At 31.2% G+C, this 13,890-nt stretch carries 7 protein-coding genes and 3 rRNA genes; 6 read left to right on the forward strand and 4 right to left on the reverse strand.

What is annotated here, in order from left to right:
- Window positions 1-36 precede the first annotated feature (36 nt).
- From thrS to rrf, 4 genes are all read left to right on the forward strand, one after another.
- Window positions 37-1,971: a threonine--tRNA ligase gene (thrS, locus tag AACK94_RS01380; protein ID WP_338975900.1), complete on the forward strand. Its 1,935-nt coding sequence runs from the start codon at window positions 37-39 to the stop codon at window positions 1,969-1,971.
- Between the two features lie 310 nt (window positions 1,972-2,281).
- A 16S ribosomal RNA gene (locus tag AACK94_RS01385) occupies window positions 2,282-3,803 on the forward strand.
- Between the two features lie 191 nt (window positions 3,804-3,994).
- Window positions 3,995-6,932, forward strand: a 23S ribosomal RNA gene (locus AACK94_RS01390).
- Window positions 6,933-7,014: 82 nt separating this feature from the next.
- A 5S ribosomal RNA gene (rrf, locus tag AACK94_RS01395) occupies window positions 7,015-7,121 on the forward strand.
- Together the 16S, 23S and 5S rRNA genes form the textbook arrangement of a ribosomal RNA operon.
- A gap of 251 nt (window positions 7,122-7,372) precedes the next feature.
- Here the strand turns inward: rrf and AACK94_RS01400 are convergent.
- Both AACK94_RS01400 and AACK94_RS01405 read right to left on the reverse strand, forming a co-directional pair.
- Complete coding sequence (locus tag AACK94_RS01400) at window positions 7,373-7,978, reverse strand: hypothetical protein (protein WP_338975901.1); 606 nt, start codon at window positions 7,976-7,978, stop codon at window positions 7,373-7,375.
- Between the two features lie 71 nt (window positions 7,979-8,049).
- Window positions 8,050-8,532, reverse strand: coding sequence for a UPF0236 family transposase-like protein (locus AACK94_RS01405; protein ID WP_338975902.1), 483 nt, complete (start codon window positions 8,530-8,532; stop codon window positions 8,050-8,052).
- Window positions 8,533-8,604: 72 nt separating this feature from the next.
- Here AACK94_RS01405 and AACK94_RS01410 point away from each other — a divergent pair, with 72 nt between their 5' ends.
- Both AACK94_RS01410 and AACK94_RS01415 read left to right on the forward strand, forming a co-directional pair.
- Window positions 8,605-10,311, forward strand: a complete 1,707-nt coding sequence (locus AACK94_RS01410; RefSeq protein WP_338975904.1) for a hypothetical protein — start codon at window positions 8,605-8,607, stop codon at window positions 10,309-10,311.
- A 244-nt stretch (window positions 10,312-10,555) separates the two neighbouring features.
- Window positions 10,556-10,798, forward strand: a complete 243-nt coding sequence (locus tag AACK94_RS01415; protein ID WP_281749131.1) for a hypothetical protein — start codon at window positions 10,556-10,558, stop codon at window positions 10,796-10,798.
- A 3-nt stretch (window positions 10,799-10,801) separates the two neighbouring features.
- Here AACK94_RS01415 and AACK94_RS01420 read toward each other — a convergent pair whose 3' ends face one another.
- Together AACK94_RS01420 and AACK94_RS01425 are read right to left on the reverse strand one after the other, a co-directional pair.
- Window positions 10,802-12,817, reverse strand: a complete 2,016-nt coding sequence (locus AACK94_RS01420; RefSeq protein ID WP_338975905.1) for a hypothetical protein — start codon at window positions 12,815-12,817, stop codon at window positions 10,802-10,804.
- Window positions 12,768-13,580 (reverse strand): hypothetical protein, encoded by an 813-nt coding sequence (locus AACK94_RS01425; RefSeq protein ID WP_338975906.1) that lies wholly within the window; start codon window positions 13,578-13,580, stop codon window positions 12,768-12,770. Before AACK94_RS01425 ends, AACK94_RS01420 begins: the two co-directional genes overlap by 50 nt.
- Window positions 13,581-13,890: the final 310 nt, after the last annotated feature.

The raw sequence follows: 13,890 nt of genomic DNA on the forward strand, positions 1-13,890 counted from the left end.
CTACTGAGGTAAATTAGAAAAGGAATTAGGTAAAACATGAAAATTAATGTAATTAAATTAAATGGCAAAACGATGACTTATAATATTGAAAATCCAATTACTGGTTATCAATTATTAAAACAGGAAAATGAAAATATAGATTCTTCAATTATTGCTTTTACTCTGAATGGACAATTAAAAGATTTATATTGAGAAATTAAAGAAGATGCTGAAATCAAGTTTATTAAAAAAGATGATGCTTTAGGATGAACTATTTTAAATTATGGATGTGCTATGATTTTAGCTCATAATATTAAATTAATGTATCCACAAGCGTTAATTACGATTGCTAATACTAATGATAATGGTTTTTATTTAGATTTTGATTATGAAAAGCGACTTTCTAATGATGAATTAATTAAAATTGAAGAGAAAATGCGTGAAATTTTAATAAAAAATATTGAAATTAAAAGAGTTTGTCAAACTAAAGAAGAATCTTTAAAAACTCATAAAGACAATCCTTTTGCTTTAGAATATATTAAATTAAATCATGTTAATGGATTAAAATGCTCTTATTTAGTTGATAATAAGACTTTAGTAGTGGCATCGGGTGTTGCTATTAATAATTCTTCATCAATAAAAGATTTTAAATTATTAAGTATTACTGGTGCATATTGATTAGGAAATGATAAAAATAAACAATTACAGCGCATTTCTGGTATTTGTGATTATTCAAAAGTAAAATTAGTAGATAAACTTAATGAACTTGAAGAACGAAAAAATCGTGATCATCGCAAACTAGGTAAAGAATTAAATATTTTTACTTTTAATGATGATTGTGGTAAAGGATTACCTATATTTTTACCAAATGGTATGGTTATTAAAAAAGTTTTGCAGAAATATTTGAGAAAACAAGAATTTATGTGAGATTATCAAGAAGTATCAACACCAGTTTTAGGTTCTGTTGAATTATATAAAAAAAGTGGTCATTGAGATCATTATCGTGAAAATATGTTTACTCCAATTAAAAAAGAAGAAGAACAATTGGTATTAAGACCAATGACTTGTCCTCATCACTGTATGATTTATAAAAGTGCTCTTCGTAGTTATAAAGATTTACCTTTGCGTTTAAGTGAGCATGCTTTATTATATCGTTATGAAGCAAGTGGTGCTTTAACTGGTTTAGAACGAGTAAGAAGTATGGAATTAACTGATTCTCATATTTTTGTTAGATTTGATCAAATGAAAACAGAATTTAAACGTTGTTATCAGTTAATTGCTGAGGTTTTAAAAACTTTAAATATTAAAATTGATTATTTATCATTATCTTTACGAGATCCTGCTGATAAAGAAAAATATTTTAATGATGATAAAATGTGAAATCAAGCAGAAACAGCATTACGTGAAGTATTAGATGAATTACAATTAGAGTATAAACCAATGATTGGTGAGGCTGCTTTTTATGGACCAAAATTTGATGTTCAAATTAAAACAGCATTAGGTCATGAAATTACAATATCTACTATTCAATTCGATTTCTTATTACCGAAAAAGTTTAATTTAACTTATATTGATGAAAATAATAATGAAACAAATCCAGTTATTGTTCATCGAGGATTAATTGGTACATATGAACGTTTTATTGCCACATTATTAGAACAAAATAAAGGCGTTTTTCCACTATGATTAGCACCAAGGCAAATTGCAATTTTACCAATAAATGAAAAAGAAAAAACCTTAGAATATGCTAATAAATTATTGCAAACTTGTAAACAACATAATTTACGAACTGAAATTATTAGCAGTGGAACTATTGGCAAACGTATTGTTGAAACACAAACTCAAAAAATTCCTTATCAAATTATTATTGGTGATAAGGAAATAGAAAATAATAATTTAAGTTATCGTCAGTATGGTCAAAAAGAAAGTAAAATTGTTACTTTATCAGAATTTTTAAAATTATTAACAAAACAAGTTGAGAATAAAATATAACTATAAAAATTAAAAAACCATTTAAGGTTCTAATTCTTAAATGGTTTTTTAGTTAATTAAGCAATTTAATTTTACTAAGTATATTAGTAAAATTTAAACCATTTTTTTATACGAAAAAAATATTTATATTTTTACTATTATTTTCATTGACATTGGGTTTTGTTTTCTGTAAGATACTTATTGTGCCCGAAAATAAATGGGTTACAAACTAGAAAAAACGATCTTTGAAAACTAAATAAAACAAGAATTAATCCGTCAATTTTTTATTAAAAATTAAATAAGTCAGACATCATCTTTTAACAAAAACAATTTTATTGAGAGTTTGATCCTGGCTCAGGATTAACGCTGGCGGCATGCCTAATACATGCAAGTCGAACGAAAGTAGCAATACTTTAGTGGCGAACGGGTGAGTAACACGTATCTAACCTACCATTTAGTGGGGAATAACTGTTGGAAACGACAGCTAATACCGCATATGTTATTTATTTGCAATGATAAATAATGAAAGGAGCATTTGCTTCGCTAATTGATGGGGATGCGGCGCATTAACTAGTTGGTAAGGTAATGGCTTACCAAGGTAACGATGCGTAGCCGATCTGAGAGGATGAACGGCCACATTGGGACTGAGACACGGCCCAAACTTCTACGGAAGGCAGCAGTAGGGAATTTTTCACAATGGGCGAAAGCCTGATGGAGCAATGCCGCGTGACTGATGAAGGTCTTCGGATTGTAAAGGTCTGTTGTAAGGGAAGAAGTGCTAGAATAGGAAATGATTTTAGTATCGACCATACCTTACCAGAAAGCCACGGCTAACTATGTGCCAGCAGCCGCGGTAATACATAGGTGGCAAGCGTTATCCGGATTTATTGGGCGTAAAGCGTGCGTAGACGGTTTTGCAAGTCTGAGGTTAAATTTAGGGGCTCAACCCCTGACCGCCTTGGAAACTACATTACTAGAGTATAGGAGAGGTTAGTGGAATTTCATGTGTAGCGGTGGAATGCGTAGATATATGAAGGAACACCAGTGGCGAAGGCGGCTAACTGGCCTATTACTGACGTTGTGGCACGAAAGCGTGGGGAGCAAATAGGATTAGATACCCTAGTAGTCCACGCCGTAAACGATGAGTACTAAGTGTTGCCATGAGGCAGTGCTGTAGATAACGCATTAAGTACTCCGCCTGAGTAGTATGCTCGCAAGAGTGAAACTCAAAGGAATTGACGGGGACCCGCACAAGCGGTGGAGCATGTGGTTTAATTCGAAGCAACGCGAAGAACCTTACCAGGTCTTGACATACCTTGCGAAGCTATAGAGATATAGTAGAGGTTAACAAGGATACAGGTGGTGCATGGTTGTCGTCAGTTCGTGTCGTGAGATGTTTGGTTAAGTTCAGCAACGAACGCAACCCTTGTCCTTAGTTGCCAGCATTAAGTTGGGGACTCTAAGGAGACTGCTAGTGTAAACTAGAGGAAGGTGGGGACGACGTCAAATCATCATGCCCCTTATGACTTGGGCTACACACGTGCTACAATGGCTGATACAAAGAGTCGCTAAACCGCGAGGTCAAGCAAATCTCAAAAAGTCAGTCTCAGTCCGGATTGAAGTCTGCAACTCGACTTCATGAAGTCGGAATCGCTAGTAATCGCGAATCAGCAATGTCGCGGTGAATACGTTCTCGGGTCTTGTACACACCGCCCGTCAAACCACGAGAGTTGGCAATGCCAGAAGTCGGTGTCCTAACCGCAAGGAGGGAGCTGCCAAAGGCAGGGTTGATGATTGGGGTTAAGTCGTAACAAGGTATCCCTACCGGAAGGTGGGGATGGATCACCTCCTTTCTATGGAGTTTAGTTTCTAATAAGAAACCAAGACAACAAGAAAAATTAGATGGATGATTTATTGGATTACTTCTTTTGTTCTGTTTAGTTTTCAGGGATTGTTTTCTCTGAGCAATTGTTCTTTAAAAACTGGATAATAGACATCTTTTAAAAAAATAAGATAATTTTTATCTTGCAATAGGATATTCTAAAAATAAATTATTAAGAGCGTATGGTGAATGCCTTGGAATTGGAAGACGATGAAGGACGCGATTACCTGCGATAAGCTTCGGGGAGCTGGAAATAAGCTTTGATCCGGAGATGTCCGAATGGGGAAACCCACTATCTTTAATCAGATAGTACTGTATAATGAATTCATAGTTGTGCAGAGTGATACCTAGATAATTGAAACATCTTAGTACCTAGAGGAAAAGAAAGCGAATGCGATTCCCTTAGTAGCGGCGAGCGAAAAGGGAGCAGCCTAAACCAGTCGTCAGACTGGGGTTATAGGACTGTCTATTAGGTTCGACCTATGAAGAGTTACAAAATTTATATATAGCAGAAGTTGTTGGGAAGCAACGCCATAGATGGTGAAAGCCCAGTATGCGAAATGTATAAATCTCTTGACAGTATCCTGAGTACGGCGAGGCACGTGGAACCTTGTCGGAATTTGCGCAGACCACTGCGTAAGGCTAAATACTAACCAATTACCGATAGTGAACCAGTACCGTGAGGGAAAGGTGAAAAGTACCCCGAGAGGGGAGTGAAATAGTTTCTGAAACCATATGCTTACAACAAGTCGGAGCCCGTTAATGGGTGACGGCGTGCCTTTTGTAGAATGAGCCGGCGAGTTACGATTACATGCAAGGTTAAGTTGAAAAGACGGAGCCGAAGTGAAAGCGAGCCTGAATAGGGCGTTTAGTATGTGGTCGTAGACCCGAAACCAGGTGATCTAGCCATGAGCAGGTTGAAGTTAATGTAACAGTTAATGGAGGACCGAACCAACGTTCGTTGAAAAGACCGTGGATGACTTGTGGCTAGCGGTGAAATTCCAATCGAACCTGGAGATAGCTGGTTCTCCCCGATATAGTTTTAGGACTAGCGTCAGAATTAGTGCAATGGAGGTAAAGCTCTGAATGTATGATGGCCCCACCTCGGGGTACTGAATGCAATTAAACTGCGAATGCCATTGTTACATATCTGGCAGTCAGTCTATGGGTGATAAGGTCCATGGACGTGAGGGAAACAGCCCAGATCATCAGCTAAGGTCCCCAAATCAATGCTAAGTGGAAAACGATGTGGAATTGTTCAGACAGCTAGGAGGTTGGCTTAGAAGCAGCCATCCTTTAAAGAGTGCGTAACAGCTCACTAGTCGAATGATTCTGCGCGGAAAATGTACTGGGGCTAAGCATTGTACCGAAGCTATGGGTCTATATATATGTTTACATATATTGTGGGCGGTAGGGGAGCGTTCTAATCTGCGACGAAATTAGACCGGAAGGACTAGTGGAGCGTTTAGAAGTGAGAATGCCGGCGTGAGTAACGATTGAAGGTGAGAATCCTTCATGCCGATTGACCAAGGTTTCCTGGGCTAGGTTCGTCCACCCAGGGTTAGTCAGGACCTAAGGCGAGGCCGAAAGGCGTAGTCGATGGATAACAGGTTGATATTCCTGTACCACCATGGTGACTGATGGAATGACGGAGAAGGCTAAAATGTCCCAGTGGTTGGTAGTGCTGGGCTAAGTACAAAGAGGGTTGTGTAGGCAAATCCGCACAGCGTTAACCTTGAAGTACGATGGGGAGTGAACGGTTCGCTTAGTAACGAAGCATTTGATGCCATACTTCCAAGAAAAGTTTCTAAAGACATCACCATGGTGCCTGTACCGAGAACGGACACACGTGGTCAAGGAGAATATCCTAAGGCAAGCGAGATAACTATAGCTAAGGAACTCTGCAAAATAACCCCGTAAGTTAGCGAGAAGGGGAGCTCATAGCAATATGAGTCGCAGTGAAGAGGTCCGGGCGACTGTTTAGCAAAAACACAGCTCTCTGCTAAGTCGTAAGACGATGTATAGGGGGTGACGCCTGCCCAGTGCTGGAAGGTTAAAGAGATTTGTTAGCGTAAGCGAAGCTTTGAACTGAAGCCCCAGTGAACGGCGGCCGTAACTATAACGGTCCTAAGGTAGCGAAATTCCTTGTCAGGTAAGTTCTGACCCGCACGAAAGGCGTAACGATCCGGACGCTGTCTCGGCTATAGACTCGGTGAAATCTTAGTACCTGTGAAGATGCAGGTTACCCGCGATTAGACGGAAAGACCCCGTGGAGCTTTACTACAACTTGATATTGAATTTTGGTGTAGTTTGTACAGCATAGGTGGGAGACGTTGATATGCAGACGCTAGTAGGCATGGAGTCACCATTGGGATACCACCCTTGCTATATTGAAATTCTAACTTGAGACCATAATCTGGTCTAAGGACAGTGTCTGGTGGGTAGTTTGACTGGGGCGGTCGCCTCCTAAAAAGTAACGGAGGCGCCCAAAGGTACCCTCAATATGAATGGAAATCATATGTAGAGCGCAAAGGTAAAAGGGTGCTTGACTGCGAGACATACAAGTCGAGCAGGAACGAAAGTTGGGCTTAGTGATCCGGCGGTGCTGTGTGGAAAGGCCGTCGCTCAACGGATAAAAGTTACCCCGGGGATAACAGGCTAATCTCTCCCAATAGTTCATATAGACGGGGAGGTTTGGCACCTCGATGTCGGCTCATCGCATCCTGGAGGTGTAGTCGCTTCCAAGGGTTGGGCTGTTCGCCCATTAAAGCGGTACGCGAGCTGGGTTCAGAACGTCGTGAGACAGTTTGGTCCCTATCTGTCGTGGGCGCAAGAAATTTGAGGAAAGCTGTTCCTAGTACGAGAGGACCGGAATGGACCTACCTCTGGTGCACCAGTTGTCACGCCAGTGGCACAGCTGGGTAGCTATGTAGGGCATGAATAAGCGCTGAAAGCATCTAAGCGCGAAGTCAGTTCCAAGATGAGATTTCTCATTCGAAAGAAGTAAGATCCCTTGAATACTACAAGGTTGATAGGTCAGGTGTGTAAGCATAGTGATATGTTCAGCTTACTGATACTAATAGATCGAGGATTTATTGAAGAATATATTCTCTATTGCAAATCAAAAGTAATCAAATTTAAAGATGTCTGTTTCTAGTTTTTAGGGAGCAATTGCTAAACTATTTGGTGTCCATGGCGGAGTGGTCACACCTGTTCCCATCTCGAACACAGCAGTTAAGCACTCCAGCGGCGAAAATACCAGCAATGGGAAAATAGCACGATGCCAAATTTTTTTTATTGTTAATCTTAATGTAAAAATTAAGATTTTTTGGGAGCGTACCGATGTTGTCAATAATATTCAAATTTGTCTTTAAATTATAAGATTAGACGAGAATCAATATGCAATTGTATGTTAATCTTAACACTTGTAAAATATTAGTCAACAATAATACTTACTTTTATAACTCAAAAATTCTTATTAAATTTTACTTTAATAAGTTTTATTTTATTTTTAGTTATCTTTAAATTGAAATGGTTAATTTATAATAATTGTATTGCTGTATTTATTTGATAACATTTAAAATTAACCATTTTGGTATACATATCAATGTTATAAGTTCTATCACCAATCATATGCTTTAAAATTTGTTTAATATTAGTTTCAGTAAAGCAACCAATATTTTCAACTAATGCTTGATTTAATACGCCATCTTTTGCATTAACAAAATAACCAACTTTTAATTTTTTATATTGTAAAGTCAATGATTGTAAAAAATCAATTAATTCATAATATTGACCTTTGGAAAATAAATTTATTGCATTTTGATAGTGTAATTTAGCAATTTTATTTTTTCTTCTTCCAGCCATTATGCCAAGAAATAAAACATGAAAAGCATGGAATTTATCTAAAATAAATTTAGCATTTAAAATTGTAGCAGTTTTTCTAATTCATTTTGCACTATCTCCACAAACTATTAAATTTGCTTGGTCAAAATTTTCAAAAAATAAATTACCATATTTTTCAATTAATTTGGCAGTTTTTTCAGCACCAATTTCTGTTTTTGATACTCTAATTTTACATACAGCTCTTTTATTAATTAATTTTCCATTCTTCTTTTTACCAGTACAAAATACTAATAATCTCATTGAACATTTTTTACAATTTTTAGTATTATGTTTTTCATTAAACTTAAATTTTCTATGTCCATCATCAATATTTACATATAAATTTTGATATGGTTGTAATGGTATTTTGAGGATATTGGCTTTTGGTAATTGAAACTTTTATATGTTCTACAAACTGTGCTATTACTTATTAAACCTTCAATAAAAGTATCACAAACATCATGATACTTTTTACCATCTGCAAAATATTTCAAAATTTGTTTAATAACATTAGGTGCAAGTTTACTATATTTTTTAACACCAAGATAATTATCTAACAATGAAAGAAATTCCATTTTTTGTGTTTTTGGGTTATAATATGTACAAATACGTCGTTTATAAGTTAATAAACCTTTTTTTGTTTTTAATTTTCTTTTTCTAAATCTATATGACTTATATACAGATTTATCACATGCATTTCATAAATAATCATCTATTTTTTTAAATAATTCTTCTGTTTGTTGTAAATTTAATTCATCTTGATTAAAATTGTGTTTGTCTCAATCAAAATGATTTACAAATGGTAATATAAACATTTTTAATGTTCCTTTCAAAATTTTATTTGTTAATAATTTAAGTTTAATTTTTTTTAAAAATAAGGAGTAAATATGGCTTTTATCACTAGTTATGTACAATTAAGTAAAAAATATAATCTTAATTTTAGTGATAATAATTATGGTTTTAGTTGGGATATTTTCAAAGAATTTGTTGGTGATGAATGAGCAGAATATTTTACTACCAATTGTTTTTATCGTTTTGTACCAACAGCACGTGGAACAAGAAAAACTTGAAATTGTTTAGCATTTGATTTATTTATATGTTGTAATTTTAGTGATAGTAGTGTTCAAGAAGTAAGAAGATATGAAAATACTCATAGTGAAACTACAATTGGTGCTTTAATGAATGTTTGTCAAGTTTTATTAGATACATATAATATTAATTTATTACCTAATAATCCACATGGTATTAAATGAAAAATAACTAAGGATGGTGGATGTATTATTTTTCCTAATAATCAACAAATTGACTTTATTGGTTATGCTAATGGTAATAAGATTTTTGGAAAAGAAGCCGGTGGTTCAAGTTTTTTAGGTTCAAGAACAGATGAAATTATTATGGCAGAAGAAAAAGAAACACTAACAGAAAAGCAATTAACATATCGATATGAACGTTTACAAAACTCTATGTTTAGAAGTAATCGTATTAAAGTATCAAAAGAACCTATTAAAGAATGAAGTTGAACGTTTATTGATAAAAATATATATAGTCCTAATTTTGGAAAAAAAATTACTCGCTATTTTTATAAAAGTTTCTTTATTACTTTTACATGTAATCCTTATGATAAATATCATCCATTTTATTTAAAATACTGTACGCCATTTTTACCATTAAATGATAAAGTGATGGAAAATCTTAAAAAAAATGGCAAAATTTATTATGAAAATCAAGATATGTTTAGTGGTTTAGGTTTATTTGTTTTAAGATTTACTATTCAACCATTTTGAAATAAATTACCAGATATTCAAAAAAGAACATTATTAGAAATGAAAAAAAGTAATCCTGATGAATTTAATACTGTTTTTTATGGTTTTGAATTTTTAGATAGTGATGCAACAATTTTCCCATTTCAAAAAACTGTAAAGTGCTGACAACCATATGATTTAAAAGAATTTTATAATTCAAAAAAAGATATGTATAAATTTGATTTTTATTCAGTTGGTGTGGATTGAGCAACTGGTCATAAAGACCATACTGTATTTATAGTAGTGGGTTTTAAAGAATATAATAATACTGGTTATTATGATGCTTATATTATTTGTGAATTAGTAGTTACTCCAAATGATTTTATAAATGAAAATGAAAAAATTAATGCTTATGTTAATGAAATTTTAGGATTAATTGATAATTTTGAAAATTTTGAACAAGCAATTTATTTTTATGATGATAAAGCACGAACTGCCATTGATTGATTAAATCAAAAATTAATAGATGAACATAATACTATTTTAATCACACAAACTGCTATTAAACATGCTTCAAATTTAAATCAAGAAGCAGGATTAACTAATAGAGTAGTTTGAATGAGAAACATTATGAGTTATGGAAACTTTTATGCAAATAAAGATGATTTACCAAAGACTACTCAATGTTTAGAAGAATTACGTTATGACCAAACCAAAACTAACATTCCTGATAAAAATATGTATCAAGACCCGTATGATGGATTATTTTATGCATTGTATCCATATAAAAATGTAATTAGGGGTAAAAATAATGCTACTGTGAAAAAAAGCATCTTCACATTTGCCATATAATAAACAACTACAATATCATTAATAGTATAGGTATCACAAAATAAACGCCTTTTATTTAGGCGTTATTTTGCGTTTAAAAACGTACTTGTAAAAATAATCAAAAATAGTACAATTTATAAGTAAAATCAAGGAAAAAAGGAGTAATTTAATATGAAAACATGAATAAAAGCAAATTTGAGTAAAATAACATTAGCATTAGCACTAACTGGTGCTACAACTGGAACAATAGGATTAATCATGGGAGGTGCTTACCCATAATCTTAGTGGACTTAAATATTATTTAAATTCATATAAAAAACCTATAATGGGTGTTCAGAAAATATGAATGTCTGACATTCATGGTATTTCAGTTTCTATAAAAAGTGAATTTAAAATATACTTTGCTGATAATCCTAAAAAAACAAAATTTTATAATGGTGGAGATACTATTGAAAGAATAGATATACCATGAGATGGCAATTATCCATATGGTTATTTTAATAAATAACATTTAAATTTCTAAATTAATATAAGAAATATTTTCATTATATTTGTCAAATAAATTAATATTAGTTAAGTTTATTTCTTGTTTGTCAGTTATTAAAATTAAATAATAATTACCATCACCAAATATCCCACTAATTTCAATCCGATTTAAATTATTAATTGGATTTTTAATTTGCAATTCAAATTCATTTTTATTATCAATTTGTAATATCTCTTCATAAAATTCTAATTTAGAAAATAATTGAGATTTATTTGAACCATATAAATTTAAAGCATTCTCAATTTTATTGTTACTAATAATTACTCTTGTAAAGTATTTTCCATATTCGCCATTTCCTAATGTTCAATCTGCTGGAATTAATGACGGAATATTATTGCTTTCTAATTCATTTGTAATAGATAATCAATTAAATTGATTATCATCAAGTTTAAATAATTCATTTTGACTAATATCATTATTTTTTAATTTAATATTATTCATATCTGTAAAATCAAAATATTCAGATTTTAGTATTACTTTTACATCTTTATATTTTCAACTATTATCCTTATTAGAATGTATAGGATTTGATTTTAATTCAAAATAATAAGGTAATAAAATTTTATTATCATCATTTAGACCTTTATTTATTGATAATGTTGAATAAATATACTTTGATAACATAATAAATACTTGTTTAAATATTTTAACTTGTTGCAAATTTATGTAATTTGGATAATCAAGTTCTCATTTTCTAAATAAATTAGTAATAACTTCATCAGGTTTTTGACCTGAGAATTTATCACGTAATTTTGCTATTTCATTTTTATCATCATAATCTGCGCCATCAAAATTACGATTATAATTATAGGTATAACTTAGCATATCTAATAATAATTGTTGTAAGCTATCAATAGTTGGTGCATCTTTAATTTCAATTTCAATATCATTAAATTTATTATTAGTTGCAATATAACTATAAAATTGACTTTCACCTACAAAATCTCAAACTTCTTTATCTTTTAATTCTTTTTGACTTTTTAATGGTCATTTACCACCTAAAACATTACTAAACTCATATCCTAATCAAGCATGAGTTATTCTTGCATTATTAATAACTTCTCTTCTTGTTACAGAACCACTACTAATTTTAATTAAATCTAAAACTGATTTTTCTTGTCCGATAAATTGTTTTGCTAAATTTCAAGGTAATATTTGCTCACTAAATCATTGTTGTAAAATTCTAACTTTTGGTTGAGTTTCAATAGGCATTGATAACAGCGGAAATGCTATCTTATCTTTGAGAAATAACTTTGGGTATACTTCCATATTGTCAACTTCACCAAGTACCTTTATATTGCCAAAAATCATGCTTCTAGGGGCTTTAATTTTTAAACCAGTAACTTTTGTATCTTTATCTAATGGTTTTTGTAATTTAATAATGATTGGATAACCATCTCTTGTTTTAAAATCTTTAATTTTAATAATAGTTATACTTTTAGTACTTCTAGTTTTTGGATTTTGATAAGGTTGTGAATAATTATTAATTATATATAAAATATCAATATTATTTTCAGTTAAAGGTTCATTTATACTAACTGCATATAACTTAAATTGATTTAATAAATTTATTTCTTGAAATATTAAATTTTTAATATCAGTCATACTATATTCAATTGTATTATCATTAATATTAGTACTTGCTCTTTGATTTAATTGCATAGTAAAATCAGATGTTTCAACAGCAGTAGTTTTTAATACTTTATCAATATCAATAAAACCTATTTTAATAGTATTTGCTGAAAATTTTAAACTATTATTTTCATTATTTTTAAATAAACGTTCAATTTCATAAATATATATCGTTCTTTTTTTAAATTCATCATATGCTCTATTAATATCTGGGTCACTAGTAGCACGCATCATATTAGTAAAGTCATAAGGAATGTTATCAATTAAATAATCATTTTCTACTTCTGCTTGATTAAGTTTAGTTTGTTTCTGTGGAAATTTCGTTTGTGGTTTGTTGTTGTTTTCCATTGTTCTCTCCTATTAATTGGTTATTTTCGGGATTAAATAATTTTAATTTAACAGTTAAATTATTAATTTCTTGATCATCATTAATATTAAATGTTTTACTATTTAATAAATCTTTATCTACACTTACTAATATTTGAATAAATTTAAGAATATCAATATTAAATTGTCATAATTTTTGTTCAATATAATTAATAGTTGAAATATTTACTGCTGTACTTTCGGGAACTGATTGTTGTGCTGATTTCTTTTGACTTGGTATATGAATACCACAACGTTTAAATATTTCATTAACATTTCAATCATATATATCAGTTAAATTTTTACCTTTAAAATTACTATTTGTCATATTGATATTTTCGTTTTGTTCATTATTATCTCCACCGCTTTTAAATATGTAATTTTTAGTAACTAATGTTCTTACTGCGTCTTCTATTAAAGATTGAACATTGCCATAAGTTTGACTAAATATAAATTTAGGTGAGTTTAAAATAGTATCTAAAACAATTTGTTCATAAATAACATCTAATGCTTTAATTTTATCCATTACTTTATTACAATCTGCTAGCTCATTTGCTTTATTTCTCATAATTGCTATTGGTATATAGTTAATATTTAGTGTTTGTTCTTGTGCTAAATTAGGGTTATTAATGAATGATTTAAAATCTAATGGAAATTGTTTTTTATTATCACTAATACTATAAATTGCACGATTAATAGTTATTTGTTCATTATTTAATGTATAAACTTCAAATAATCTTACCATTTGTGCATTTTGTTCATAACTATCATAAAAAATAGTACATTCAATTAATTTACCAGTAATATCATAAACTCTTTGTTGTATATCTACTACTTGAAAATATAAGTCATCATTAGCAATATAAATTAAATAAGCACTAATTCCTAATTTACTTAATTTAAAAATTGAATTTCAATTTTTTCTGTAAAATTCTTGTTGAATTAAATATTGTTTAATAGTTTCATTATTAATATCTAATGGAGCATTATATAAATTAGCATTATTTTCTGCTACAAAATCAGTGAAATAAGTTTCATGGTTAAAATCATTAAAA

The organism is Spiroplasma endosymbiont of Monopis laevigella (assembly GCF_964019975.1).
Taxonomy (GTDB): domain Bacteria; phylum Bacillota_I; class Bacilli_A; order Mycoplasmatales; family VBWQ01; genus Spiroplasma_E; species Spiroplasma_E ixodetis_A.